23 protein-coding genes are annotated in these 26,974 nt (G+C 41.9%); 13 read left to right on the forward strand and 10 right to left on the reverse strand.

The annotated features are described in order from the left end of the window. Nucleotides 1-366: 366 nt before the first annotated feature. From D1B31_RS06705 to rlmD, 6 genes are all read left to right on the forward strand, one after another. A complete protein-coding gene (locus tag D1B31_RS06705; protein WP_118920000.1) occupies nt 367-1,350 on the forward strand; it encodes a tRNA dihydrouridine synthase in 984 nt (327 codons plus the stop codon). 284 nt (nt 1,351-1,634) lie between these two features. Continuing rightward, the gene (locus D1B31_RS06710; protein WP_118920001.1) at nt 1,635-2,837 is read left to right on the forward strand and encodes a macrolide family glycosyltransferase; all 1,203 of its coding nucleotides are present in this window, start codon (nt 1,635-1,637) and stop codon (nt 2,835-2,837) included. 455 nt (nt 2,838-3,292) lie between these two features. Then, nucleotides 3,293-3,565 carry a YhdT family protein gene (locus D1B31_RS06715; protein WP_118920002.1) on the forward strand — a complete coding sequence of 91 codons (273 nt, stop codon included), beginning with the start codon at nt 3,293-3,295 and terminating at the stop codon, nt 3,563-3,565. Beyond that, nucleotides 3,550-4,992: a sodium/pantothenate symporter gene (gene panF, locus D1B31_RS06720; protein ID WP_118920003.1), complete on the forward strand. Its 1,443-nt coding sequence runs from the start codon at nt 3,550-3,552 to the stop codon at nt 4,990-4,992. The genes D1B31_RS06715 and panF overlap by 16 nt, the downstream gene beginning before the upstream one ends. A gap of 213 nt (nt 4,993-5,205) precedes the next feature. After that, entirely contained in the window at nt 5,206-5,895 is a 690-nt protein-coding gene (locus D1B31_RS06725; RefSeq protein ID WP_118920004.1) for a hypothetical protein, read from the forward strand. A 274-nt stretch (nt 5,896-6,169) separates the two neighbouring features. Beyond that, nucleotides 6,170-7,546: a 23S rRNA (uracil(1939)-C(5))-methyltransferase RlmD gene (gene rlmD, locus D1B31_RS06730; protein ID WP_118920313.1), complete on the forward strand. Its 1,377-nt coding sequence runs from the start codon at nt 6,170-6,172 to the stop codon at nt 7,544-7,546. A gap of 59 nt (nt 7,547-7,605) precedes the next feature. Here rlmD and D1B31_RS06735 read toward each other — a convergent pair whose 3' ends face one another. The 7 genes from D1B31_RS06735 to D1B31_RS06765 all read right to left on the reverse strand — a co-directional run bounded on the left by D1B31_RS06735 (nt 7,606) and on the right by D1B31_RS06765 (nt 14,313). Beyond that, entirely contained in the window at nt 7,606-8,511 is a 906-nt protein-coding gene (locus D1B31_RS06735) for a FixH family protein (protein ID WP_118920005.1), read from the reverse strand. Further along, on the reverse strand, nt 8,508-9,185 hold the full coding sequence (locus tag D1B31_RS06740) for an ABC transporter ATP-binding protein (protein WP_118920006.1): 678 nt from the start codon (nt 9,183-9,185) through the stop codon (nt 8,508-8,510). Before D1B31_RS06740 ends, D1B31_RS06735 begins: the two co-directional genes overlap by 4 nt. After that, entirely contained in the window at nt 9,182-9,976 is a 795-nt protein-coding gene (locus D1B31_RS06745) for an ABC transporter permease (RefSeq protein ID WP_118920007.1), read from the reverse strand. The genes D1B31_RS06740 and D1B31_RS06745 overlap by 4 nt, the downstream gene beginning before the upstream one ends. Continuing rightward, complete coding sequence (nosD, locus tag D1B31_RS06750; RefSeq protein WP_158587482.1) at nt 9,940-11,289, reverse strand: nitrous oxide reductase family maturation protein NosD; 1,350 nt, start codon at nt 11,287-11,289, stop codon at nt 9,940-9,942. The genes D1B31_RS06745 and nosD overlap by 37 nt, the downstream gene beginning before the upstream one ends. Beyond that, nucleotides 11,286-11,855 carry a hypothetical protein gene (locus D1B31_RS06755; RefSeq protein WP_118920009.1) on the reverse strand — a complete coding sequence of 190 codons (570 nt, stop codon included), beginning with the start codon at nt 11,853-11,855 and terminating at the stop codon, nt 11,286-11,288. Before D1B31_RS06755 ends, nosD begins: the two co-directional genes overlap by 4 nt. Nucleotides 11,856-11,931: 76 nt before the next feature. Further along, entirely contained in the window at nt 11,932-13,803 is a 1,872-nt protein-coding gene (nosZ, locus tag D1B31_RS06760) for a Sec-dependent nitrous-oxide reductase (RefSeq protein WP_118920010.1), read from the reverse strand. Nucleotides 13,804-13,860: 57 nt separating this feature from the next. Beyond that, entirely contained in the window at nt 13,861-14,313 is a 453-nt protein-coding gene (locus D1B31_RS06765) for a c-type cytochrome (RefSeq protein ID WP_118920011.1), read from the reverse strand. Between the two features lie 266 nt (nt 14,314-14,579). Between D1B31_RS06765 and D1B31_RS06770 the strand changes: the two genes are divergently transcribed. Next, entirely contained in the window at nt 14,580-14,897 is a 318-nt protein-coding gene (locus D1B31_RS06770) for a hypothetical protein (protein ID WP_142922571.1), read from the forward strand. 526 nt (nt 14,898-15,423) lie between these two features. Here D1B31_RS06770 and D1B31_RS06775 read toward each other — a convergent pair. Next, a complete protein-coding gene (locus D1B31_RS06775) occupies nt 15,424-15,936 on the reverse strand; it encodes a hypothetical protein (protein WP_118920013.1) in 513 nt (170 codons plus the stop codon). Between the two features lie 24 nt (nt 15,937-15,960). After that, complete coding sequence (locus tag D1B31_RS06780; RefSeq protein ID WP_240035200.1) at nt 15,961-16,455, reverse strand: hypothetical protein; 495 nt, start codon at nt 16,453-16,455, stop codon at nt 15,961-15,963. Between the two features lie 914 nt (nt 16,456-17,369). Here D1B31_RS06780 and D1B31_RS06785 point away from each other — a divergent pair. From D1B31_RS06785 to D1B31_RS06805, 5 genes are all read left to right on the forward strand, one after another. Then, nucleotides 17,370-18,344, forward strand: coding sequence for a DMT family transporter (locus tag D1B31_RS06785; protein WP_118920014.1), 975 nt, complete (start codon nt 17,370-17,372; stop codon nt 18,342-18,344). Nucleotides 18,345-18,695: 351 nt separating this feature from the next. Then, nucleotides 18,696-20,762 carry a sigma-70 family RNA polymerase sigma factor gene (locus tag D1B31_RS06790; RefSeq protein ID WP_118920015.1) on the forward strand — a complete coding sequence of 689 codons (2,067 nt, stop codon included), beginning with the start codon at nt 18,696-18,698 and terminating at the stop codon, nt 20,760-20,762. A 331-nt stretch (nt 20,763-21,093) separates the two neighbouring features. Continuing rightward, a complete protein-coding gene (locus D1B31_RS06795) occupies nt 21,094-22,737 on the forward strand; it encodes a M4 family metallopeptidase (RefSeq protein WP_420846081.1) in 1,644 nt (547 codons plus the stop codon). A 163-nt stretch (nt 22,738-22,900) separates the two neighbouring features. Continuing rightward, nucleotides 22,901-24,133, forward strand: coding sequence for an MFS transporter (locus D1B31_RS06800; protein WP_420846078.1), 1,233 nt, complete (start codon nt 22,901-22,903; stop codon nt 24,131-24,133). 137 nt (nt 24,134-24,270) lie between these two features. After that, nucleotides 24,271-25,149: a hypothetical protein gene (locus tag D1B31_RS06805; RefSeq protein WP_118920018.1), complete on the forward strand. Its 879-nt coding sequence runs from the start codon at nt 24,271-24,273 to the stop codon at nt 25,147-25,149. A 529-nt stretch (nt 25,150-25,678) separates the two neighbouring features. On the opposite strand, the gene D1B31_RS06810 is transcribed toward D1B31_RS06805, so the two are convergent. Further along, nucleotides 25,679-26,251 (reverse strand): uracil-DNA glycosylase, encoded by a 573-nt coding sequence (locus D1B31_RS06810; protein ID WP_118920019.1) that lies wholly within the window; start codon nt 26,249-26,251, stop codon nt 25,679-25,681. Between the two features lie 129 nt (nt 26,252-26,380). Here D1B31_RS06810 and D1B31_RS06815 point away from each other — a divergent pair, with 129 nt between their 5' ends. Beyond that, a complete protein-coding gene (locus tag D1B31_RS06815; RefSeq protein ID WP_420846079.1) occupies nt 26,381-26,971 on the forward strand; it encodes a DedA family protein in 591 nt (196 codons plus the stop codon). The last annotated feature ends 3 nt before the right edge of the window (nt 26,972-26,974 follow it).

Consider the following 26,974-nt stretch of genomic DNA (forward strand, 5'->3'; position numbering starts at 1 on the left):
ACCTCACGTACGGTTTGATGAGGGGGAACAGGAAAAGGACTTGCCCACTTGTCTGGCTTAGTAAGGTGGAACACCCTGAAACCCGAGGACAAGAAGGGCAAAGTCTAATTCCTGTTTTCTACTCTACAATAAAGTGTTACTCTAATTTTCTTATTGGCAAAATTTTACCTTTATTAGTGGAATCGCGTAGTAGTGTGGTGGACTTTCACGACGGAACTACTTTAGTTGTTAATGTAAACATTCAAATCAGTTTGATAAAAAGTGTTCAAAAATGGTATAAGTGTAGAAGAAGCATGGGAATCTCGCTTTTAAGTTTGGGATAAAGGCTGGCTTGGTATCCCATAGTGAAAGGAATTGACATGAAAGATGAAAGAAAATTTTTGGCGTGATCTACCACGGCCATTTTTTATACTTGCACCAATGGAAGATGTGACGGATGTTGTTTTTCGCCATGTCGTAAGCGCGGCAGCGAGACCTGATGTGTTTTTTACGGAGTTTACAAACAGTGAAAGTTATTGTCACCCAGAGGGGATCAAGAGTGTGCGTGGGCGTTTGAGTTTTACGGAGGATGAACAGCCAATTGTCGCCCATATATGGGGCGATAAGCCTGAAAACTTTCGGCAAATGAGTATTGGGATGGCCGAGTTAGGATTTAAGGGTATCGATATCAACATGGGCTGTCCTGTACCTAATGTGGCAGATCACGGGAAAGGAAGCGGGCTTATCCTTCGTCCGGAAGTTGCTGCAGATTTAATACAGGCCGCAAAAGCAGGAGGATTACCTGTAAGTGTAAAGACCAGGCTTGGTTATACAGAGATAGGCGAGTGGCAGGACTGGCTGACACACATATTGAAACAAGACATTGCGAATCTCTCCATTCACCTGCGTACAAGAGAGGAAATGAGTAAAGTACCTGCTCATTGGGAGCTGATTCCGGAGATTAAGAAACTACGTGACCAGATTGCACCAAATACACTTTTGACGATCAATGGGGATATCCTAGACCGCCAAACAGGCTTGGAGCTCGCCCATCAATATGGCGTTGATGGGGTAATGATCGGGCGTGGAATTTTTAAAAATCCATTTGCTTTTGAAAAAGAGCCGAAAGAGCACAGCAGTAAGGAATTGCTTGATCTCTTAAGGCTGCATCTGGATCTCAATGATAAGTATTCAAGTTTACAACTGCGTTCATTCAAGGCTCTTCAACGCTTTTTTAAGATTTATGTAAAAGGATTCCGAGGGGCAAGTGAACTAAGAAATCAATTAATGAACGCAGAGTCAACAGATGAAGCGCGTGCATTGCTCGATGATTTTGAGTCAAAGAATCTGGATGCAATTGGGGAACAGTAGAAGTATCCAATTAAGTGACTACAAATTTGGTTTTAAAATAAACAGGACCTTAAAGGTTTCTGTTTATTTTTTTGAACTGAGGAGTTGTTTGCATGTTATGCTTTTTTAAAAAATAACTTTTTAGATTCCACTAATTAGTAAGAAATCCGGAGTATTTTATGATATGGCTCACGAGGAAGCGGTAGCGGGTTAATATAAGGGAAACAGAAAAGATCTCCAAGGAATATTCTTTATACTTTTAACTCTTTAATGGAAAGAATATATGAAAAATGGGGGGTAGTTATATGGCACGTGTTTTGTTTATCAATGTTGGATCAGAAGGACATATCAATCCAACTATTGGAGTTGTTGAAGAGCTTATTTCTCGTGGAGAAGAGGTGGTGTATTTTACAGTTGAAGAATTCCGGGAACGGATAGAGAAGATGGGAGCTATGGTGAGAACCATTGACGGTCAGAAGTTTATAAAAGCCTTTATTTCAGGTGGTAGAAACCATTTACTAGAAAGAGTTAACGGTCTTTTACATACGGCAGATGTAGTCATACCTGCCATTCTTGAACAGATCAGAGGAGAGCACTTTGATTATATCATCCACGATTCCATGTTTGGCTGTGGACGTTTATTGGCTCAAATCTTGAAGCTTCCGGCAATCAATTCTTGTACATCTTTTGCGCAGACAAAAGCTTCTTTTGATAAAACATTGGAACAGCATTCTAATAAAATACCTGCAGAGATTCTTAAACCTATATACGATGAATTTCAAAGCCTCACGGGAAGGGTATTTGAGAAATACGGTGTAAAGATTCATTCGCCCTTCGAGGTTTTTTGCAATCCTGCACAGCTCACAATTGTGTATACAACCAGGGAGTTTCAGCCTTTAGGAGAAACATTTGATCAAACTTATAAATTTGTAGGCCCGTCGATATCTTCACGATTAGAGCAGGATGCCATTGCGATAGCTGCTATAAAAGAAAAAAGTCCCCTTTACATTTCGCTCGGTACCGTTTTTAATCGGGATATTGATTTTTATAAACTTTGCTTTGAAGCATTTGGAAATAGCAATCACACTGTGGTGATGTCGATTGGCAGCCAAACCCGGCTGGTTGATTTAGGGGAAATTCCCGAAAACTTCATTGTGAAAAATTATGTCCCACAACTTGAAGTGTTGAAAGACTCTAAATTATTTGTTACTCATGGTGGAATGAACAGTACCCAAGAAGCTCTCTATAGCGGGGTTCCGCTCATAATCATCCCTCAAAGTGCGGATCAGCCGTTCATTGCCAGTCAAGTTGTTAACATCGGTGCGGGTATAAAATTACAAATGCAAAGCTTGACCGCAAAGCAGCTTTATGAAGCCGCGGAGCATGTGCTAAACAACCCGTCTTTCCGTGAAGCTGCTGAAACTAGTAGGGAATCCTTTCAAAAATCCGGTGGATACCACCAAGCTGTTGACGAGATTTTCGAATTTAAAAATCAATATTCAATATAAAAGAATTGTAAAAAACGAGAATGAAAGAAGTTTGGGAAATGAATAACAATACAAAAATATAAATTTCAGGAATGATGCCGTCGTTAGCTTTTTCATCATTTCCACCTATTCTTCATGCAACGTTGGCTACTTTTTCGGAAAAATCATAAGAGTAACCTACATTGGCATCCCAATTTTCCTCACCCTGTGGTTCGGATTTCACTAGTTTACTTTCGACATCTCAAAATCCAGTCGTATCAATGCTTCAGGCTGAATTAATCAAACGTTTGATTAACTAAAATTCGACGCGATTTGAGTCTGGGAGCAGACTCCTAGTGTAAGCCATCGCATGTCCAGTTAGAATGATGTATAATCTAGTTCAGAATGAAAAAGGGACCCGAGATGCTCTTTTTAATAGGCAACTCCCATAAGGGTTAGTTGCCTTCCTAATTTCTTAGAAGTGGAAGGGTTAATTTATGGAGGATAAACGCTTTAAAATAGCACACCGGGAAGCGCTGATGGGTGTTGCTCTTGTGTTGCTTAACTTTGCGATTTGGTATGGTTTTGCTTATGGCCTCGGAAACAAGGATCCGAAAACCTATACGTACATACTTGGTTTTCCGGCATGGTTTTTTTACAGCTGTATTGCCGGGACGATTTTCATGATTGTTTTAATTATAATGGTCTTGAAATTCTTTTTTACCGAAGTTTCACTTGATGAGGAAGATGAAGAATGCACTGGCAAGTAATTATTCCTCTTGCACTATTTCTTGTTGCTATTTTTTATATTGGCTTTTGGGCTAATGCCCACGTTCGGCGCTCCAATTCGTTTTTATCGGATTATTTCCTTGGCGGAAGAGAAATGGGCGGCTTCATACTCGCGATGACGATGATGGCCACATATGGCAGCGCGTCAAGCTTTATTGGCGGTCCTGGCGTTGCCTATCAGGCTGGCCTTGGCTGGGTGCTTCTGGCGATGGCTCAATTGCCGGCGGGCTATTTCGTCTTAATGATTTTGGGAAAAAAGTTCGCGATTATCTCGCGTAGATATGAGGCAATCACCTTAATCGATTTCCTGAAGGCTCGTTACAAGTCTAATGCGATTGTGCTACTATCCGCAGTTGCGATCTTTGTATTTCTGTTCGCATCAATGACAGCTCAATGGGTAGGCGGGGCAAGGTTAATTGAGTCATTAACTGGGTTATCCTATCGTGGGGCATTGCTTATTTTTGCAGTAGCAGTGCTCGTATATGTCATTGTTGGAGGCTTTGCGGCCGTTGCCTTAACTGATGCGCTGCAAGGGTCAGTGATGATTATCGGAACGGTCATCCTGCTTGCGGCGGTTATTATAGAAGGAGGCGGGGTTTCCGCTATAATGGCGGAGCTTGTTGCGGAAAATCCAAATCTCATATCACCGTATGGCGCGGATCGAAGCCTTTCGCCGCTATATGTATCGACATTCTGGATTTTAATCGGGATCGGCGTGATCGGCTTGCCGCAAATCGCAGTCCGTGCGATGAGTTATAAAGATTCCAAGGGGATGCATCGTGCGATAATTATTGGGACGATTGGGATTGGAACCATTATGTTCGGGATGCATTTGATAGGCGCATTCGGACGGGCTGTCATGCCGGGAATTGAAATTGGCGATAAAGTGATGCCAACATTAACGCTTGAAATACTTCCGCCAATTCTTGCCGGGGTTGTATTAGCTGCTCCGATGGCGGCCATTATGTCTACCGTGAATGCCCTATTGATTTTAGTAAGCTCAACAGTTGTAAAAGATGTGTATTTAGGTTTTATAAAACCAGGTGCTAAGGATTCTGAAATAAAGCGGATTAGCTTCATTGTAACGACAGTTGTCGGAATTGCCGTGGTGGTATTCGCATTAAATCCGCCAAATTTATTAATTTGGTTAAATTTATTTGCGTTTGGCGGGCTTGAATCGGCATTTTTATGGAATGTCGTATTGGGCCTTTATTGGAAAGGCGCGAATAAATACGGGGCTCTTGCCTCTATGATTGTCGGACTTGTTTCGTATATTTATATTTATCACTTCCATAGCAATGCATTTGGCATGAACAGTGTCACCATCCCTATTGTTGTTTCACTGTTGGTATTTGTGCTAGTTAGTATGTCTACAAAAGGATTGGTCAAACAAAATCATAACGTGTAAAAGGAAGCCATCTATTTTAATATAGGTGGTTTTTTCTTATGGAACTCAAAAAGCCCGCTGTCCGTAGAAACATAAAATTGGTAACAAAAAATTTGATTATCTACAAAATGTACCTTTTTATGCATTTATCTTATGCCGGCAAAGGAATATAATGATAATAATAGACGAAATATTCTTTGTTTTAGTATAAGATGATGAAAACTGGAGGGTCATATGAGAAGAATTAGGAAAAGTTCTATTGTCTCTTATAGCCATTATGGACATACGAAAGTTCCGAATACTATTCAAACATCTTGTCCCACTTGCCGGAAAACAAGCAGTTTTTCCCTTAAGGCCAACTATCAGAAAAGCAAAAATGGGTTCCTGACTGAAGGAACCTGTTCATCGTGTAAAAAGGATTCAACCTTTGTGATGATTTTAAAAGGTGTTCCAGATGATACAGGAAATCCAATAGATGTTTATATCTATGACCCTCACTCTTCCAAACAGCCAATAAATCAGCTGGAACAATTACCAGACATCCCACCCGATTTGGTCCGGGCCTACCGCTCAGCTTTAAATATTTATCAGTGGAAGGACAATGCTGCGACAGCGGTCATGTCAAAACGTGTAATTGAAAGCATTTATAAGCATTTTGCAGGAGCCAAAGGGAATGGGCAGCCACTGTCTGAACAATCGGAACAAATTGTAGAGAATTTGGATTTAGTGAAGCCCATCCGTTATCTTGACCTGCTTCTTCGTCCTGAAAATCCTTTTTATGAAATTTTGGAGCTGGAAAAGGAACTTGATGATGAAACGGCCGCCCATTTAATGGACCTTCTTGAGAACTTAATTGATTACCTATTTGTCCTCCCTGGGAATATCGAAATTACATATACAAACATCCAACAGAATAGTAAATAGTCCCTTCAGGATAGAAGGTGCCTTGCTGCCCGTTTGTTCGTGAGTCGGGAGCAGGCACCTTTGTTTTTTATTTGGTAAAAGAACGCAATCCGGGATAGGGGCGCTTTTATTTATGATATATGTTAAAATCTACTAGGTGTTTTCTAATCATGCTTTGTCCTTTATACTAGGTAAGGTGTGTGGACAATTAATAGACCTTAAAGACCTTTTACTATAGATGTTGTATTACTAACAAGGGGAGGAAACTTCATTGACAACAACAAGTGCAGAAACAATGGTTGCCGATATCCACCGGTTGGATGAGAAGGGTTCTGGCCAGGCTGCGATTTGGCGTGAAAACGAACATGGCAATCTGAAAAAGTTGAAGCTGACCATCCCGCAAACTCTCCCGGGTGAAAAAGTGAGTGTAACGGTGGACAGACCTGAAAAAAGACGGTGGAGGGCGCTTCCTAATGAAATTTTGGAGGCCCACCCTGAAAGAACGGCTCCACCTTGCCCCCATTTTGAAAAATGTGGCGGCTGTGTGTGGCAGCATTGGCAATATGAAGGACAGGTGAAACAAAAAACAAACCATGTGAGGCAAGCTGTAGAATCACAAGGTTTCGACCCGAATTTGGTTCTCGATACGATTGGCATGGATAATCCTTGGCATTATCGCAATAAAATGGAGTTTACGTTTGCTCCCGATGGAACGCTTGGCCTGCATGAGCAAGGGAATTTCCGTAAAATCATATCATTGGAAACGTGTTTGATTGCTGGCAAGGAGATGGTTGCGGCTTCAATGGAAGTGGCCGCTTGGGCGAAAAGCCATCAATTGAGCGGCTATAACAAAGACTTACACGAAGGGCTGCTGCGGCACTTGATGGTACGGCAATCGTTTGCAACTGGGGAAATCATGCTTGCCTTGTTTGCAACTGAAGGACCGGCTGCCCATCAAGAAGCGGCTGATGATTTGGTGGAACGGATCACTACGGCATTCCCTCAAGTGAAAAGCTTGTTGTGGCTTGAAAACACAGATTGGGCAGACCGTACTCAATCACAAAATACTCATGTCCTTGCAGGAAGGGATTTCATTTATGATGAAATGGATGGCTACCGGTTTCGCCTTTGGTTTGATACCTTTTTCCAAACAAATCCGACCCAGGCTCAAAAGTTGGTCGAGCTTGCAATAGAAATGGGCGAGCCGAAAAAGACTGAGAAAATGATCGATCTTTTCTGTGGTGTTGGCACATTTTCTCTGCCATTTGCAAACAGGGTAGGGGAGTTGGCAGGCATTGAAATCGTTGAGACGTCCATTGAATCAGCGAAACGCAATGCAACGGATAATGGGATTGACAATACAACTTTCCTTGCGAAGGATGCGAGAAAAGGAATTGATGAAATCCTCGAGAGCTTCGGAAAACCAGAACTGCTGCTGCTTGACCCTCCAAGGTCAGGTGCAGGCGGAAAAGTAATGAGGAGAATCGGGCGCGCCAAGCCGGAACGAATTGTATACGTATCCTGCAATGTAGATACGTTCGCTACCGATATTAAGGAGCTTGAGCAGTTCGGATATGTCCTGGAAGTTGTCCAGCCGGTTGATCTTTTCCCTCATACCGTCCATGTTGAGTGTGTTGCGAAACTTGTTTTAAAAGATAAAAACACGATTTAATCACATAAAAAGGCAACGCGCTGTTGCCTTTCTGTTTCTTCTAAAAAACATTCAAAGAGTTATAATATGACAATGTCAAGGGAATTCACTTGTGAAACAAGCAATTCCTCATATTCCATTTGGGCGATGTACTGGATTTCCTGTTCGCCTGCCTTTGGATTTTCCTTTTTCGCTCTTTCGATTAAATCTTGCTGCACCTTCTGGGTCAAGACAATCATCTCATATTGTGAACGTTCTTTTGCCCAGAACTGCTCTTCACCAAAATCTGCAATCATTTTAGGGGCAATATCGAATTGGCTGTATTGCTTTTTGATGTCATCAAGCTGCCTTTCCACTTCCACTTGACTAGCGCTATGGCCTTTTTCCTTGGCAAGCATGGCCACGGAACGGAGCCTGATAATCTGGGTGAGGAGCTGGTTTTTGTCTTCATTGATCTTATCCTGGGCATCCCAGTAGGCTAGAGCCTCTTCAAGCTCTTTTCCGCTATATTTTTCCTTGTCCTGTTCACGGTTGATTGCGGTGTGAAGTTTATTGATAAATGTGTAAAACTTAATATCCTCGTCTGTAACCCATTCACCGTTGATTAAGGCAACGCCTTCATTTTTTTTTACGTCAAACTCGACGATTTTTTCCGTTTTATCTCCGTCATGATTGATCGTTAAAGCCATTTCGTATTTACCGGCCATCGGAAGGACAGTCTCAGCTTTATACGTTCCTTTTTCATTTTCGGCAAATTCGGCTTTCATTGTCCCGTGGTCCATATCCACCATTGTCAGTTCGCCCGTAATTTTTAAGCCTGACACGGGTTCCCCGTCTTCCATAACATTTATTGCAATCTGTGAAGGCTTATCTTTTAAGGTGTAAATTTGCTCTTTTATTTCAACTTTATAGTCAGGACTCCCTGAGCAGCCTGCAAGCAGCACGACGGCCAGGAACAACAACAGTCCAATCCGTTTTTTTCTCATTCCTCCATGCCTCCCAGCTTTTTCTTCTCCAAAAATTCGTCCACTAAATATTTTTCCATGATTCCGTCTTCAAGATAGGCAACATGTGTACAAACCTGTCTAATTTCATCAATATGGTGGGAGGACAGGAAGATTGTTTTACCTGTCAGTGATTTGATGACTTCAAGGATTTCCTTCCGGCCAATCGGATCGATGCCGCTTGTCGGTTCATCCAGAATGAGCAAATCAGCATCAGGGTAAAGCGTGATTGCAAGCCCAAGGCGCTGAAGCATTCCTTTTGAGTAATTTTTCACTTGCTTGTCCCTGTCATCCCACAGGCTTACAGACCTTAGCATTTCCTCCATCCTTGATTCATCCGTTTTTCCGCTGATTGCTTCGGAAAAGAAGGCCATGTTCTCGGCACCAGTCAGTGACGGGTAGAGAAGAAATTTTTCCGGTAGATAAGATACGGATTTCTTCCATTCCTTGTTCTTTTGGGTTACCTCTTTGCCATTGATCAGGACCCTTCCTTCGCTGACCGGAAGCTGCCCGAGCATGCTGTTTAAAAGTGTCGACTTCCCGGCGCCATTGCGGCCGACAAGGGCACAGACCTCATTTCGATTGATATTTAGATGAATATTTTTTAATACTGTCTTTTTTCCAAATGACTGGGATAGGTTCTCGATTGAAATCATTCTCCACCCTCCTTGCGGTGAAACACTACGGCACCAAGAAATGAAGCGAGCAGCCAGAATGTTGTGCTTCCCAGATAAAAATAGACCGGTTTCGTCCACATGAACGATTGAAGAAGCCTTGACATATGGCTGAATGAGTACACTTCCAGCCCAGTCTCCAAATAAATCCGAACCGCTTGCATTGGATTCAGGAAGTAGGCCGCTGAAAATAGCTTTACGTTTTCATGGGTAACGTTTGGCAAAAATGTCAGCAGCAAGAAATCGTGGAGGAAAAAGAAATAGAACCAAATCAGGATTGCGAAACCGATAATCTGCATCCTATTCCGGCTGATGCTTCCCACCAAAACTCCAAGTTGCATGAATACAATGACAATAGTGAATACCGAAAGAATAAAAATGCCGTAGCCGGCAAAATCAATCCTATAGCTGAATTTTAGTAGAGAGAGATAGAAAAACAGCCAACCAGCCAACGGCAGCAGGAAAACGGTATGAAGTGCCAGGGATTTTTTTAGCAGGAACGACGGAAAGCTATCTTTTTTTGTCAGCAGCATGACCATTGTTTTCTGTTCCTTTTCCTGAAAAACACTGAATGCACCGGTAAACAGGCATAAAATCGGAATGAAATAAGTCAATGTATCAAACAAGTTAATCAGGAGGATGTAAAAGCCCTGGTCAAATGGAAGAGAGGAAGTGAACAGCATTCCTGCCGAAACCGCAATAATGGCGGCCATAGAGAGCCATAGGCCTTTTCCTCTTATCGTTTCCTTCCATTCTTTCCAAATATAATGCATAGCCGATATCTCCCTTTTGAAAAAAGTAAGATGCCAATGAGGAACAGCCCTGTAATCAAAATCCGGGAAGGGTTGGCGGTTCCGCCGCTACCAACAAGGGGATGGGCATCCTCAAACATCACTTCTTCCCCGTTTAGAAAGCTGTTCAACTTTTCATAGATTTTCAGTGCCGGACTCTTTAGAAAAAGATAGGTTAGTTCCTGGTCTTCGAGCAATTCATAAAGAGATGAGCGGTAGGTTATTGGAAAATCCCCAGTTCTGTCTTGGTCCAGGTCGACAAGCGGAAAGGAACTGCCCCAATCATTGCCTCTATCGGCCAGGTTCCAAAAGTTATTCACGCCTTGGCCGCCAAGTGTTACTGCGGGGATGATATTTTCAGAAATTGTGTTTTCTGTGAATATATGTTGACTGGAACTGGCCCAAAGCTCAACGCCAATTTGGTTCTGGACGATTCGGTTTTCCCGGACTGTCGTACGGTTAGCCTGGTCGGAATAGATTCCCCGCTGATTTAGATAGAACGTATTGTTTTCAATAACAATATCATTGGTCTGCTGCAGCAAAACACCGAAGGATCGGTTGCCATAGTTGAAAATAAATTGATTGTTTGCAAGTTTAATATCATTTGACATCATAAGTGCGGCGCCGCCTGTATTGAAAGCGAATGTATTTCCGCTGAAGCGGTTTGAGTGCGAGTACATATAATGAAGGCCATAGCGGGTCCGGCTTATTTCATTGTCTAGAATCGTATTTCCATTGGAATAATCAAAGTACATTCCATCGCGGCTTCCTTCGATTGTATTGCCGGTTATCATATTCCCATTCGAGTAATAGACTTGGATTCCGTTTCCTTGACCGGCAACTTCACCGTCCGCAAACCCGAGTATATGATTGTTTTTCAAGGTATTGTGATAGGCCTTGCTCAAATAAATGCCATGAAAGACATCATGGATATAGACATTTTCAATTGTGTTGCCGTTCGAGAACACTTTTATTCCCGCATATTCTTCCGGAGCTGTCCGGTCCATGCTTCCATTTGTAACTGTAAGATTGGCGATTGTGACACCCGGCGCCTTGATGGAAATAACGTTCCCATCGCCGTCACCTTTAATGACTGTGCCTTTTGTTCCTGAGATCTTTATACTGTTCGTTATGACAAGGTTTCCTTCGTATGTGATTCCTTCAAGAGTCAAACTTTCTCCCTCTTCAAGGGCATCAATTTTGCTCTGCAAATCGCCAGGTGCAGCAAATGACTTTTCAGGGCCCAAGGCGATACATGACAGGAATATGAAGAGAATGAGAAGTTTTTTCATCATGATGTTTTCCGGTCCTTCCATAAAGGAATCAGAATCAGGACAAATGCTGCAAGAACAAGGTAGGTGCCGTTGTCCAGATAACTATTTGTAATAAAGTTGGCAAGTTTGTTTTCTCCAATCATTGGCGGGATGAACGGTTCAATTGTGATGGGGGCAGTCGGGCTCAAATTGGTGCCAAAGTTCTTCAGCCAGCGGTTCAAATCATAAACGCCTAGACTTCCGCCGACCACAAACAGGGTGATAAGGCCATATAAAATGGCTTTTTTTCGCAAAATCGCAGTCAGCAACGTTATGCCTGCCAGTCCCCAGATTAAATACTTCACATAGGACAATTCAGGAAAATTTTCTTCACTGAATTCGGCCATCCCAATGTAGTGGTTCAACCCGTTGACAATATCTATTTCCCCTTCCAACTTGTCAGGGTAAACAATAATATCCAAACCTTCAGGGTATTGCGGGGCAATAAAATTCATCCCCCACCATGGAAAGTATGCTGAAAGAAATATGAGTGAAGCCGCCGCAATTAAAAGAGCGGAGGATAGAAGAGACAGTTTCTTCCTTTTCATTATGCATCACCTTTCTATTAAACAGCGAAAGGTATCAGATTTTGGCCTGATACCGTCCGCTGATTGTTCCGGTCTCTTACTGTTTCGGCTTTACAAGGAAGTACCCTGTCATTTCCTGGTGAAGCGCGGAGCAGAAGTTTGTGCAGTAAAGCGGGAAGGTTCCTGCCTTATCAGCCGTAAAGGATATCGTACTGGTTTGACCAGGCTGCACCTCTATATTCATGTCATAGCTGTTAATGGCAAACCCATGGGTAATATCCTGGTCAAAGTCGATATTGGTCAGATGAATAACGACTTTATCACCTTCGCTCACTTCGATTTGGTCAGGGCGTTTTGCTTTTGCATCGAAGATAAACTTGGAACGCATCGCAATCCCGTACACATGAACTTCATTGCCTTTACGGACAATTTTCGTGTCTTCCTGTTTATAGACAGCATCCTTATTCTTTTCATCTTTTGGATAAACGGATATCGTTTTAATTTTGTCAGCCTTTATCATTTGAGCGTAGTGCGGCTCGGGATTGACTGGCGCAGATTGAATGACTTCCATCTTTTTGCCGGACAGGTCGATTAGTTGCATGGATTCAGGATGGGAAGGCCCGACTGACAGGTAACTGTCTTTTGCAATCTTATTCAAGGCAATGATATATTTTCCATCAGGTGCTACAGTATCGCCTTCCGCAGCAACAGAATGGCCAGGCGAGTACTGGACTGGTACACGGTCAAGGGTTTCGCCTGTATTTGGGTCCCATTTTACAATCTCGGAGGAAATGAACATCGTCGTGTACGCCATACCTTTATCATCGAACTGGGTATGAAGCGGTCCAAGCGCATTTTCGGGATTCACTTCACGTTCCATGACCGAATCGTAATTCAGGACAGGCAGGCCATTGCGTTCCCCCTTGAAGTCCTTATTTTCAATGGCTTTAAATGCTTTTTCAAAAGAAAACACAGTCATCGCAGGAGCAAGCTTGCCTGATGCAATAAAGTATTTTCCGTCTGGAGTGACGTCAACACCGTGAGGAGACTTTGCAACTGGAACAAGATAAATGCCCCCTTTATGTTTTTCAGGGAAAATCATTTTTTGGCCGGTTACTGTATCGTACTTGCCTTCTTTGACCATCTTCTCCAGCTCTCTCCAATTAAAAAGAACAATATAGTCACGGTCAGCCTGGGAGGCATTGATTTCTAGATTTGTAGTCGCTTCTTCAGTATTGTAGGTCGTCATGACAGCCCAATCTTTCGATATCTTCTTGCCAGCGTCGGAAAGGTCGAACGACCAAGGCGGAAGGGCTACCTGGTAGCTGATATTCAGCTTTTCTTTTTTCTCATCAAAGGTAACGGCGGACATAACCCCGCGGTATTTCTCGCTGTAGTCGTCGAGTTCGGCATACTCGCTGCCGATTGGCACAGCAAACCGTGTCGGAAGGAACATATACTCTGTATTTTCTGTTACAAATGCGGCACAATGAGGTCCGCTTGTATTTGGCACGTTAATAATGTCGCGAACTGTGAACGTTTCCAGATTCATGACCGCAGCCCGGCTGTTTCCGACATCAGTGGCAAACATGTACTTTCCATCATAGTCCCCGTTTGTTTCCGAGAAAGCCGGGTGATGGAGATCGCCCCATGTATAGTCGCCGAGCATTTTCTTTGAGTGATCGTCCCAACCATAGCCTGTTGCGGAATCCTGTGAAAACACAGGCACGGTCCGAATATGCCTCATTGAAGGAACACCATAGATGAACATCTGGCCGGAGTGGCCGCCTGAAGCAAATAAATAATATTCATCCTTTTCTCCAAAAGGAACATATACTTTTTCAGCGTTTGTTTTTGCATGGGCTGATTGTCGTTCTGTTTTAACGCTTTGCGAGAAGTCGCCAAAAAATAGTGTTGCTGCCGTGAATCCTGCGAGAAGCCCCGATGCTGCTGGGATCCATTTTTTCATGAATGCTTCACCTCTTTTAGGTAAGTTTTTGTGGGAAAGTATGGATTATCTATTAAGCTATTTTTTTTCGGATGCCTTTTTCAGCAGGTCGGCAATTTCTGTGATTTCCTCGTCCTTTAACGGGCTTCCGGCAATGACACTGGACATGACCGCAGACGTCGGCTCTTTTAGAAACTCTGCAAGTGGTTTTCCGTGTTTGTCCTCAACGTTTTCATAGGCCTGGGATAAATCCGGGCCTGTCGCGCTGCCCTGGAGTTTCAGGCCGTTCACAGCATGGCAGCCTAGGCAGCCCTTCGTTGACAGAATTTCGGTGTCAGCTGATGCTGTTGGGGCTTCTGTAGGTTCTGAGCTTGGAGTTTTCGTTTCTGGCTGTTCATTCTCCTTAGGTGAGGTCTGTTCGTTTTGCGAGGCGGCAGTATCCTTTTGCCCGCCAATGATTTCAAAAACTACATAACCAAAGCCCAGTCCGATAAACACACAGATGACAAATGTTACTAATGACCTTTTCAAATTTCCCCCTCCTTTGTTCTAGCAATTTCATTCTAAAATAGCTGAATGGAAGAAATTGTGACGTACGACACACCTAAATTTGAAAAATGTGAAGATTTTGTGAAGGTGCAATAAAAGGGAGACAATATGAAGCTCGTGTGTAGACTCAAAAAAATAACGGTTCGAAAGTGGGAAATTTTTTTGAAAAGTGTGGAAAGAATCACATCGTGCGCTTCCGGGCCACGGTAAAATCAGAAATGAATCATAAAATGGAAGGGGATGGTTCTTTGTTGAAGTTTTTGGTTTTTATTTTAATTCCTGTTACCCTGGTTGTGCTGGCAATATTTATTGAAGGCCTTTTGGAGTTGTACAAGCTTAAACGAGAAGAAGAGAACAGTTTGGCCAGAGAAGGAATGGAAGGCTATTTGGATCAACAGTTTGGATATAAAAAGGTGAGAGTATTCAAAAAAATCTATGACGCCGAAGGGGCTGTCCGATATATGGTTTATCTACCGTCCTACGAATGGTTCAAGGCGCCAAATTATCAATGGTATGAAGTCTTTTCAACTGAACAAGGATACAAGCATTGTGAAATTGAGAGATGATTTCCTGGTTCGGCATCGGTGCCGAAGTCCGGTTACTTTTTGGGCTCCAAACTTAACGTAAAACAGTTACTGCCAAAAAAGCAACGATCTCCTTGGTGAGGATCGTTGCTTTTGATTCCGTCCTAAATTTTCCGTTTATTCCATCGTGTTAAGAGTTAATTAGCAATAAATTCAGTGATGCAATAAATACTTTATGGAATAAGGAAAGGATTGGGAGTTCTATGGATTTAGTTCATGGATCTTTCAGTCCCTTTTTTGAGGGGAGATTTAATTTGTACTTGAAGTTAAGTATTATTATTTTTAAATTTTTGGTAAATTCAGCAATGATTGTTCATAAATCTGATAAAGTAAGGAGAGTAGGTGATAATTTCCATTAATATACAATGATCAAGAATTATCATATGATTGGTAAAGCAACGATTGCAATGATGAATCTACTCATGATATAGAAACGCGCATACAAAGATCTAGTATCCGCGTTAATTGTATATAGAAAAGCATGCAAAACAAAAAGAAGTAACAGCCCTCATTGAGTGGGTATAATCGATGAGTGCTTTACTTCATTTTGTAAGGACTGTAGAGCTCCTTTTCCGAAGAAGTCACGGGCTTTATTGGCTATTTCAATTAACATTTCATCATTTTTCCGTAATGTCTCACGTATACGACTTATTAATTGGAGAGCATTTTCACCAGTAATTTGCTTAGCGACACGTTCAAGGAGTACTTTTGCATCGACCGAATATTTGTGGGCAAAGCTATGACACATGACCATATTCTTCCGAAGGACATTAGAGTATTCTCCTGAAAAAGCCCGGCGAATACAGCCCCGGATTCCAGCGTAACCGTATGATATTTCAGAGACTGCCCGATAAAAAAGAACCATTCCATCAGCATGACTCGATTCCGGGTTTAAACGCAGCTCACTAACTAACGAGACTAAATGCCGTACAATCACTTTACCTGACTCAGTTGCGTTCCACCAATCTAATAAACGATGCTGATCATCCGCACTCATACCTAGCGTTTGTGTATAAGGCATTTTTCTCCCTCCAATGTAATCCTCTTAAAGTCGCGGAATTGCTTGAACGTTCTCGATACGTTTGCGAACGATTTCCCAGTCGCGACCAAGGAGTTCTTGGCCCAGTCTGTTGGCTTCTTTAATCCAAGTTGAGATTTGATTATTTAAATATCTACTTTGCACGACCAAGTAAGACACATCTGAAGATGCATCTTTAACAGCCAGTTCAAAATTAGGACTTAATTGTTTTTCGCTAATCCGCAATGTATCAAGATCGAACACCAGCATCTCTTTTTCAAAAGGCATTCGTTCCCCTTTAAGAAGACGTTGAGTGGTTCCTTGTACTGCATCGAATCCATATCCAATATCGGCTACGGAAGCATGATATGGATTAAGGCCAGGAGCAGTACGTAAGGAGGGAATAGATCGAAATCCTGTAGTAATGGAGCATACCACTTCTTTAGCGGCCATTCCTTTTTCTAAAGCAGAATGTATGGCATTTAGATAATAGTCTCTATGGGGGTTCATTTTTAGTGTCATTTACTCATCCCTCACTTTATTTCTAACAGTGTACCAATCATTTTATTTAAAAGAGAAAGACCTATCTTTACCTTATATGTATATTGTCAAATAAAGAAAATGCTCCAATTTACAAAAGCAATGGAGCAATACCGTTGTCAATAGATAAAATTATTTATTAAATGGGCTCCTGGCTTTTGACTATTCGTTTTGAGAGAAGCTCATCAACTAAATTATCCAAAAAGTGACAGAGTAATTAGTTCCAAAAGAACTTGACGTAAAAGTTAGAATAATGTAAAATAATATAGTTGTTTTCAGGGTTCTGCATCAAATCCTCTCCCCTATCAAACATTGATTATTATAGTTCACTTTAATCTTTATTTTCCTGATGAATGGAAAGTTTTTAGATGACGGCCTCCTTTGCCACCCCCTTAAAGTTACACCCAACCTTCATTATTAAACAAAACCGCAAAACCATTTCCTCGGTTGTTTTGTATGTCCTACCAAAATAAGTTTCTATTAAAATGAGCAGGGCCATCCGCAACAATTAGATTGAGGTGGTTGACCTTCACCTCCCTATCTTCATTTAACTTATATAAACACTTTTTTTCGTCCTATATGAATGTTGGTTAGGACTGTGCTGATCTCTTTTCGGAAGCATTTGAGTTTTTTGTTTTGCTGAAATGAATAAACTTTATTCTTGATAGACAAATTAAATATACATTGCTGGCCACTGCGAAGAGGGGCTAAGTGATGGAACGATTTTATGCGCTAGTTTATTTTTTTCTAGCGGGGCGTGGCAAGGTCACATTCTCTTTCCTATCCTCATCATTCATCCTTTTAAATGTTGAGTGAAATGATTCATCAGAAAATAAAGCTGATTCTTTATTTTAGCCGGCTTCCGGTGAAATGATTATGGAGAAGAGGTAGAATGGATGAATGTAAAAAGTATTAAACAAACTAGAAAAGGTATAGGCCTAGGGGCAACTTCAGCGATTGCCTGGGGAGTAGATACGGTACTCATAGGAGTAATAATAGCAAGTACACCTTTTAAGGAGGCTGTTGCACTTGCTCCAATTATAGCTGCTTTCATGCATGACTTTTTCTCTGCACTTTGGATTTCCTTGCTGATGATTATAAAAGGTGAATTTATTAACGTATTAAAGCTGATCAAATCAAAGAGCGGAGCGATTTTAGTTTTAGGAGCAGTGTGCGGTGGACCTTTAGCCATGACCTTTTACTTTCTAGGGATCCAATATGCAGGGGTAACATATGCTGCAAGTATTGCTTCTATATTCCCTGGGATAGGTGCTGTGCTTGCTTTCTTTTTTTTAAAGGAAAAAATGAACGCAAGAACTTGGCTAGGCGTAGTTCTTAGTATCTGTGGAGTAATCGTATTAGCCTATGTGCCATCGAAAATGGACGTAGGCGGTCATTTTTTCATCGGAGTATTGTGTGCATTTGGTGCCGCTTTGTTCTGGGGGCTTGAAGGGGTAATCGGCGCATGGGGAATGAGGGGAAAAAAAGCTGTTCCTCTATTTGCGATTAATATTAGACAGATGATTTCAGCCCTGAGTTTCGGCATATTAGTTATACCGTTTGTAAAAGGATATCCTTTAGTATTTGAAGTTTCATCAACCCATGTAGTATGGTTGCTCGTGGTAGCTGGTTTATTAGGGGCCATGAATTATTCTTTATACTACTCATCAATTAATATTATCGGTGCTGCCAGGGGACAATCGCTTAACAATACTTACGTTTTTTGGGCGATCTTAACTGAAATTTTGTTTATTGGTACCTCTGTTAGCTTGCAATTTATTATAGGTACAATAATCGTCATTTTGGGTTCTGTTCTTGTTTCAGCAACCCAAAAAGAGACAAAGGATCGAGAGCCCGTGACAACGACTTGATATAGAATTGATCGACTACACAATAGAACTTAATTTCAGTTTTCCTTGAACTATGAGCTGCTGGATTCGCGAAGTATTGGTTGGAACGTGAGATCCACAACAGAAAAGGGAGAACGGATGATTGATGCATTTAGTAAGAACCCTATTTCAGTCAACTACTTAAAAACAAACTTATAGCCCCCATGCTATTAGTATGGGGGCTGCAAAATTTATTAAACTTCCGTAAGGCTTTTTTATTCGGTTTGGATCACCGGTAAAAATCAGTGTAATCCTTGTTCAGGTAGTATTGCCATTAACTGGTTTTGCTTATATGATTAGGTATAAAGAGAGTGTTCAAGGGGGAACCGCTTTATGATTCCGGCAAAAATAGATCCTATTTCCTTTATACCGGTAAGTGGAAAAGAAGTGGATTCCATCGCCAATTGGTTCGATCAGCATAACCAATCATTCTATTTCTTGGGTTGGTCTTATCTTCGGAATCAGCAGCAAATGGAAGAGCTTTTTTACCGAGCTATTCTAAAAGTGCACAAAGAGTTTCCCAAAATAAATAGAGAAACAACGTTCGAAATGTGGGTGACATCGATTTTTATTCAAACCTGCCGGGAGCTTTCTAAAGTTAAAAATTTCCAAGCTGAAGAAGAAGGTTTACCAAGGCAGGATTTATTTATAGCGCTTGATGAGTTGAAAGAGGATGAGAAAGAAGCGGTGGTCCTTACCTACTTAAAAGGAATCTCCCTGGAGGACGCAGCAAAACTATTGCGCGTCTCAACGGAAAAGATCAAGCAGCTTTTGTTTTCAGGAATTCAGTCGCTTAAAAGGGGATTTGGATTCGAACGAAGCTTAAATGGCTGTAAAGAGTATCATAAATATTACATCGATTACTTTGAAAGAACCCTATCTCGGCCAGAAAAGGTTGATTTCGAAATTCATATTTATCATTGTCGGGACTGTCAGGATGATCTGGCTGCCTTTCAGGATGTCATGCTAACGATGAAAAATTTTGATGAAGGTATTGAGGGTTTTCACGTACCGACCAATTTCATGGCAAACGTCCGAGCCAGGCTGGCAGAAAGAGAAAAGACTAGACAGCTGAAGCGTAAAAAGCGGATAAGAATGGCAACTGTTTTTGCAAGTATTTTCACATTACTAATAAGCCTTGAGGTTTTGACAGGCTCTTTTACAGGCCTTTACTATGCTTATGCAGAAAAAGATGAGCAGTTGCGAGGATTTCTGCGACAAGGTATGGGGAAAATGCTGAATCTGGAAGCGGAAAGTGAAGGACTAAAAATTAGAATCAAGAGTGCGGTTACTGATGAGTTTCAGACGCTCATTTTTTATGAAATTGAGGACACAGCTGATGAACACCAATATATGATTTTCCTTGATAATGGGGCGGCAGTAGAGAACCATTATCAAATCATGAAGAGTGATAATTATCCGAGGTTTTATCCTCCTGACCTTGAGTCGGAGGCGAATAATAAGGAAAAGAACGTATATCGTGGAAAAATTACTCTCTCGCCTCTGAAAAAAGAAAAGGCAACGATTCAGCTTAAGATCACAAAGCTCCAGAAGGTGAACCGTGATGTTTCCAGCCTACATAATGTTTATTTTTTAGATGAGGCAGGAAGTAAAACGGTTGAGTGGAAATTTGAGATTCCTGTGGTAAAACAGCCGTTTTCCGAATATGCATTGGACCAAGAGACGGAAGTCGACGGCATCCCTGTCCGATTAGAAAAACTAATTATCGCGCCAACGGCAACGATTTTACGATATTCCATTCAAAATGGACTGCCGAATAAGCGAATCGAATATCTTAGTTTCAACAACCTTGAAGTAAACAATAAAAAAGCGAAAGCTGAAAAGTATGGAAACAATTATATAGAAGAAAAAATGGGTTGGATTACTTTTCAGGCTCATTTTGACCCGCTTTTTAAGATAAAGCCGAAAGAAGTCAATCTTCAATTGGAATCTGCCGTTATAACAGTAGAAGACAAAAAAACGGTCGAACTCGATGCTTCAAAGCGCTATCCCCAAACCTTCGAATATGCAGGAAGTACGATTTCCATTGAAAAATTTGAAATTGGAAAGCCAACCGTTCTTGTTATGAGTAATCATGAAATTAATAATCGGGCATTTGATTCGCTTTGGTTTGATGTTGAAGGCGATTATGATGAAGGTACCACTCCGATGGAGATAGATCCTGAAGGGGTTCTGTTTGATAAAAACGGGGTTGAACATGATTCAAATGATATCATGAATTTTGAAAAAATTGAGCAGCCGCGTTATTTTACAACCGTTTATACACTGAAGTTGCAAAGTGGCAATTCTGAAGAGAAAGCCATTCCTAAAAGGATTCTGTTGCATGGATATCACAAGACAAGATATTTTGATGATGTGATGGCTATTTCGGTGAAATAATATTTTATGTAGCATCCTAGGTATTGTCGCATATATACTCGAAGGCACATCTAAATTGGCAGTTTCCCTCCGATGAGGGGACTGCCTTTTGTAGGTTAAAAAGCCTCTGAGTGCTGTTCTATATTTTGTTCGTTATATCCACATCCCGAGAAGCGCTTGTTAAGTTGCTAATCAAATTGGTCTCTTCTACCCCTTTACCATGCTTGATTAGGAACTATTTACCACTAATCCCCGTAAATATTTATAATTCCAAATATTCATGTAATTATATCCTTATTCAACTATAATGAAGGCGTTGAAATAAAAGGAGGTAGAAAATTTGGCGAAAAAGATGATTGTTCCTGTTGTTTTGTCGCTTGGATTGATGGCAGGTGCGATTCCGGTAAACAGCGTATTCGCACAGCAGGCTAATCAAGCCCAGATTTCGAAGAAGTGGAATGAAAGGGCAAACGTGCCGCTGTTTGTGAAGGAGCGGATTGCGGACAAGTTTTCTGCAAGCACCCCATCCAATGCATTGGCTTATTTGGAGAAGAACGCTGTGAAAACTGGCATTAAAAATCCTGGCAAAAATCTAAAGGTGAAAGGTGTAGAAAAAGATGAATTGGGTATGACTCACGTACGCTTTCATCAGTCGATTAACGGGTTGAACGTAGAAGGGGCGGAAATGATTGTTCACTTTAATGAGGATAATGAAGTGGTATCCGTCAACGGAAGAATCAATCAAACGATAACCGATGACGCTGTGGACACGGCAGCTTCCTTAAGCAGTGATGCTGCCCTTCGGGTGGCCCTATCGGACGTCAATGCTCCTAAAGAGCTGACATATGAACCGACTGCTGATCTTGTGGTCTATCCTTTTGAAGGTGAAAATCATACTGCCTATAAGGTGAATGTCAACTTCATGGGAGATGAGCCTGGAAACTGGTTTGTGTTTGTCGATGCAAAAACCGGGGCGGTGATAGATAAGTATAATGGCCTCATGCATGCCGAAGAAATGAAAACTCAAAAAGGTGCTGGTAAAGGTGTCCATGGTGACCATAGGGAAATACATATCACCCAAGTGAAGGAATCAGGCACTGGAACGAAGTTTGCTTTAGCTGATTATGCTCACAAAAACCTCGAGGGGATTTTTACGTATGATGCCAAAAATGATAACAACGCAAGTAATGACACATTATATGTAGGAAATTCTGCAGCATTTGTGGGCGACTATGATCGGGCCGCTGTCGATGCGCATTATAATTCTGAGAAGGTTTATGACTATTTTCTAAATGAACACGGCCGGAATTCCCTTGATGGGAAAGGAATGGCGATCGTTTCCAGGGTCCACTATGGCCAAAATTACAATAATGCATCGTGGAATGGGCGTTGGATGACGTATGGGGATGGGGATGGTGAATTCTTCATCTCACTATCAGCCGGTCTTGATGTTGCTGCCCATGAAATGACTCATGGTGTTATCACGCATTCAGCAAACTTGGTTTACCGCCATCAACCGGGCGCACTAAACGAATCGTTCGCGGATGTCTTTGGCGCACTCGTTGATGATGACGATTGGGAAATCGGCGAGGATATTATGGCGCCGGCGGCAAAAGCTGACGGGGTAACGAGATTGCGCAGCTTGAGTGATCCAAACAGTGTCGTGGTCAGCAATCCGCAACGGGCGGCGTACGGAAGCGGAGTCTATCCGGCCCATATGGACGAATATTATCCTATGCCAACGTCAGTGGATAACGGCGGGGTCCATGTGAACTCCTCCATTCCAAACCATGCCGCATACTTGATTGGCGAGGAAATTGGCAGGCAAAAGTTAGGGCAGATCTACTATCGGGCCTTAACGGTTTATCTAACCCCGAATTCCGAATTCAGTGACGCGCGCCGGGCGATTGTTCAATCGGCAATTGATCTTTACGGAGAAGGAAGCGATGAAGAGGCCGCTGTAAATGCTGGATTTGATGCGGTGGGAATATACTAAGTTTTAGTGTTATTAAATGAATATGAGTGAGATCCCCCATGCTTTGAGTTTGGGGGATTTTTTTATGTTTCAATTTATGAAGGAGGGGTTTTTATCAAGTTCAGCAAATTGGTATAATGATTCTTATTAACTGAGAAATGAGTTGTTAGGAATGAATGTGGAAATGAATGATCATAAGGAGAATTGGTTCAGGAATATCATTCTCTTTTTGATTAGCCAGACGATTTCCTTGTTTGGATCGTCCTTGGTTCAATATGCGATTATGTGGTATATCACGCTAACGACTGAATCAGGTGTCATGATGATGCTGTATATTCTTTGCGGCTTCATTCCAACCTTTATTCTGTCCCCGGTTGCAGGGGTTTGGGCGGACCGCTATAACCGTAAAATACTGATTGTGTTGGCGGACGGCCTGATTGCTTTAGCGACACTTATCCTGGCCATTCTCTTTTTAATGGGATACGACCAAATATGGCTCCTTTTTGTGATGGCAGCCATCCGTGCCTTTGGAACGGGCATTCAGACGCCGGCGGTCGGTGCAATCTTGCCACAGATTGTCCCGAAGGATCGGCTGACAAAGGTAAATGGAATAATTGGAAGTATTCAAGCAATCATCATGTTTGTATCGCCAATGGTCAGTGCGGCTTTATTGGCTATGGCTTCGCTTAAAATCATCTTCTTCATTGATGTGATTACAGCAGCGATGGCGATTGTCACATTGCTCGCCTTTTTGAAAATCCCTTCACATAAAAAGGCGGCGGAAAAACAGACAAACAGCTACATGAGTGACTTTAAACAGGGATTGCGATATGTGAATCAACATGGGTACCTTAAGCAATTCTTCCTTTTCTTTGCTGTTTTCTTTGTACTGATGGCGCCTGCGGCATTTTTGACGCCATTGCAGGTGGCCCGGAGCTTTGGTAATGATGTATGGAGGCTGACAGCTATTGAAATTGCCTTTTCAATCGGTATGATGGCTGGCGGAGGCATCATTGCAACTTGGGGAGGCTTCCAAAATAAAGTGAAAACGATGGCATTTGCGAGTGTAATTATGGGCATTTGTACCTTCGCGCTCGGTATCGTACCGATCTTTTGGATGTATTTAGCCTTCATGGCTGTTTTCGGAATTACCATGCCGATTTTCAATACTCCGACGACGGTTCTTTTGCAGGAGAAAATTGAAGAGGATTACTTAGGCAGAGTTTTCGGAGTCATGGGGATGATTTCAACTTCGATGATGCCAATTGGCATGCTTATCTTCGGCCCAATCGCAGATTTAATTAAAATTGAATGGCTGCTGATTGGGACTGGAGTTTTTATTATCTTATTAGCTATTTTGTTAGGACAAAACAAAGTGCTTTTGGAAGCAGGAAAACCGGCTATAACGGAAGAATAACTTACAGTAAATGCCCGACCCTGGGGACAATAAGACAACTAATTAAAAGGTTGTCTTTTTGCGTTTAATATCATAGTTTATGATAACGAGTAAGGTGAAAAATCCCATTTTGCAGTAGACCATGGGGGGGGAACGAGGTGAGGAAACTAAGCGTTTGGTGGGTAGCGGCAGTCCTCGGGTTACTTGCTGGAGCGGCTATTTGGTGGGCATCTTCTTACGCAAAAGACCATAGAGACCCGCTGAACAAATCGGATGCATTTGTTCATCATGATGGCGAGGTGCTTTCTTGGTTCGAGTTAACGAGTAGAAATGGAAAAGTGAAGGGGAAGCTTCATCAGCAAAAGGTTATTGAAGAAACCGGGGAACCGCCGTTTATGGAAGAAAAAACATACGATGTGACTGGAAAAGTAACCGATAAAGGATACGTATTCAATGTTAATTTTGCCGGGAAGTGGCTAAGGTCTGACGCCTGGTTTTCCGGAGAAAATCTTGTACAGAAGCAGGGGAAAAAAGACAGCAAATTATACGAGGCTGTTGGTCAAGAGCAGCTCAAAAAGTTTGTTGAAGCAAAACAAGAGGAGCTGCAAAATGCCATTTACCATTCAGAGGAAAAAGAAAAAAACCGTATAAGAGGATTTTTTTCGGAGTTGAAAAGTGTATATGGATACCTTTCCTCCTCGGATGACGAATCTTACCAGCTGTTCCTGAAAATTGATGAAGCGCTCCTCGAAGGTGAATTAACTGGTTCACTGCTTGTTATGAATAAAGTGCGGGGTGGAGGCAACCTTTACAAGGAAAGAAAATATGAGCTGAACGGAATAACAGACGGGCGGATCGTGCGTTTTTACACGAATGTTGAAGGAAAAGAAACCAAGTTAGAAGGAAACTTTCTTGATAGCGCGGCCAAATTCAATCTGTCATTTTGGAAGACTGCTGAAAAGCTTACGTTTCATGCAGTTACGGAAGATAAATATAAAAAGCGTTACGAGGAATTTAAAGTTAGGGCACAAAAATAAATTATATAGGAAGAAAAGCTTGCTCGTGGTAGCTAATTGTCTCGTAAATCGTAGAGAATACCGAAAAGCGTAAAACCATTCTTTCTCTAAAGAATGGTTTTACACTTTTTTAAGGTAACTTGAATCAGTCTACGATAGAAGAAATCAAATCACGGGGTAACAGCCTAAGGGATTCGGACTCTTGAGTCTGCAAAAGCTAGTTGAGAGTCCGAATCCGTGGTTGATTCGGACTCTCGAGGTCTTAAAAACAGTTTAAGAGTCCGAATCCGTGGTTGATTCGGACTCTCGAGGTCTTAAAAACAGTTTAAGAGTCCGAATCCGTGGTTGATTCGGACTCTCGAGGTCTAAAAACAGTTTAAGAGTCCGAATCCGGGGTTGATTCGGACTCCCGAGGTCTTAAAAACAGTATTAGAGTCCGAATTCGGGGTTGATTCGGACTCACGGAGTCTCAAAAACAGTATTAGAGTCCGAATCCGGTGTTTATTTGGACTCTTAGTGTTTTAAAACCTGCTTACATTCAATTTTTCGATTAGTGCATATTAAAATGATCACTTAGCATCTTCCAATCCTCCAAAAAATAAGGCCACAAATTTGGCCGCCGGCGCACTGCTAATGGGTGATAGGCGACGATTGTACGATATCCACGAACATCATGCAGTTTCCCCCGTAATGTTTTTACTTCTGCCTCCTCTTTCTGAAAAAAAGATTGGACGGCGATATTACCAAGACAGAGTATAAACTGAGGCTTTTTTGCCTGCAGCTGCTGTTCCAGGTGATGTAAACAGATTTGTCTTGTTTTTTCTTTCTCATATTTCTTCGTTGGTCTCCTCTTTAGAACATAAGTTACGTATAAGTCCTCGGCCTTTAATCCAGCCTCAAAGGCAGCATTTTGCAACGTTTGCCTCGTTCCGCAGATAAAGGAGTTTCCCCTCGTATCTTCGCGGGCACCGGGATTGTCCAATAGAACGAGGATTGGCGCATTGGGATTCCCTTCGCCCCAAACCATTCGCGAGCCGTGCTTGTCCAAGCCGCATTCACTGCAAGTTTTTTGATTATCCGGTGTCGGATCCTCCGGCCACAAGGAAGCGCAGAAGTCAGGCATATTTCCACTCCTTATAGTATGTGTTGTTTTTACTATGCCCAAGGATTCCCGCCAAATATTAAACGCTGCTTTTTATCATATTAAAAATGGGGTAATGATAAGGTAATGAATTTTTCGGTGGGATGCATAGTGGTTGAGAAATTAAACTATATTATTGAGCATTATGGCTATTTTGGCATCGTTTTTTTGCTTATCGGGGGGATTGTCGGCCTACCCATTCCGGACGAATTTCTTCTGACATTCGTAGGTTTTAATGTCTTTAAGGGGAAGTTAGCCTACATTCCCGCCTTGTTAAGTGCTTTTGCAGGAGCTTCAGGTGGTATTTCGTTAAGTTATTTTATTGGCCATAAGTTTGGGCTGCCGCTCTTGCATAAATATGGCCCGAAGTTTCATATTACCGAGGAAAAGATCAACTATACGAATAAACTTTTCTCAAAAGTAGGTCCGGTCATCCTGCTAATCGGCTATTTTATACCCGGGATCCGCCATCTTTCAGCTTATATTGCGGCAATAAACGACTACCCGCTTAGAAAGTTTGTGTTTTATGCCTATACCGGTGCATTTATTTGGACGTTTACGTTTATTACGCTTGGCCGAATTTTGGGGAAAGACTGGGTTAAAGTCCGGCTTTATGCCGAAAAGTACAGCCTTTATCTTGTGGGGCTGCTTGTTTTGGCGGCGATCGGTTATTTCTTTTGGAAGAAAAGGGCCGGAAAATGAGCG

This window comes from Neobacillus notoginsengisoli (assembly GCF_003515685.1).
GTDB lineage: Bacteria > Bacillota > Bacilli > Bacillales > Cytobacillaceae > Bacillus_D > Bacillus_D notoginsengisoli.

Coding starts and splice junctions, on each gene's coding strand:
- D1B31_RS06705 (WP_118920000.1), top strand. CDS start 367: ATGAAAGAAAATTTTTGGCGTGATCTACCACGGCCATTTTTTATACTT.
- D1B31_RS06710 (WP_118920001.1), top strand. CDS start 1,635: ATGGCACGTGTTTTGTTTATCAATGTTGGATCAGAAGGACATATCAAT.
- D1B31_RS06715 (WP_118920002.1), top strand. CDS start 3,293: ATGGAGGATAAACGCTTTAAAATAGCACACCGGGAAGCGCTGATGGGT.
- panF (WP_118920003.1), top strand. CDS start 3,550: ATGCACTGGCAAGTAATTATTCCTCTTGCACTATTTCTTGTTGCTATT.
- D1B31_RS06725 (WP_118920004.1), top strand. CDS start 5,206: ATGAGAAGAATTAGGAAAAGTTCTATTGTCTCTTATAGCCATTATGGA.
- rlmD (WP_118920313.1), top strand. CDS start 6,170: ATGGTTGCCGATATCCACCGGTTGGATGAGAAGGGTTCTGGCCAGGCT.
- D1B31_RS06735 (WP_118920005.1), bottom strand. CDS start 8,511: ATGAGAAAAAAACGGATTGGACTGTTGTTGTTCCTGGCCGTCGTGCTG.
- D1B31_RS06740 (WP_118920006.1), bottom strand. CDS start 9,185: ATGATTTCAATCGAGAACCTATCCCAGTCATTTGGAAAAAAGACAGTA.
- D1B31_RS06745 (WP_118920007.1), bottom strand. CDS start 9,976: ATGCATTATATTTGGAAAGAATGGAAGGAAACGATAAGAGGAAAAGGC.
- nosD (WP_158587482.1), bottom strand. CDS start 11,289: ATGATGAAAAAACTTCTCATTCTCTTCATATTCCTGTCATGTATCGCC.
- D1B31_RS06755 (WP_118920009.1), bottom strand. CDS start 11,855: ATGAAAAGGAAGAAACTGTCTCTTCTATCCTCCGCTCTTTTAATTGCG.
- nosZ (WP_118920010.1), bottom strand. CDS start 13,803: ATGAAAAAATGGATCCCAGCAGCATCGGGGCTTCTCGCAGGATTCACG.
- D1B31_RS06775 (WP_118920013.1), bottom strand. CDS start 15,936: ATGCCTTATACACAAACGCTAGGTATGAGTGCGGATGATCAGCATCGT.
- D1B31_RS06780 (WP_240035200.1), bottom strand. CDS start 16,455: ATGACACTAAAAATGAACCCCCATAGAGACTATTATCTAAATGCCATA.
- D1B31_RS06785 (WP_118920014.1), top strand. CDS start 17,370: ATGAATGTAAAAAGTATTAAACAAACTAGAAAAGGTATAGGCCTAGGG.
- D1B31_RS06790 (WP_118920015.1), top strand. CDS start 18,696: ATGATTCCGGCAAAAATAGATCCTATTTCCTTTATACCGGTAAGTGGA.
- D1B31_RS06795 (WP_420846081.1), top strand. CDS start 21,094: ATGATTGTTCCTGTTGTTTTGTCGCTTGGATTGATGGCAGGTGCGATT.
- D1B31_RS06800 (WP_420846078.1), top strand. CDS start 22,901: ATGAATGATCATAAGGAGAATTGGTTCAGGAATATCATTCTCTTTTTG.
- D1B31_RS06810 (WP_118920019.1), bottom strand. CDS start 26,251: ATGCCTGACTTCTGCGCTTCCTTGTGGCCGGAGGATCCGACACCGGAT.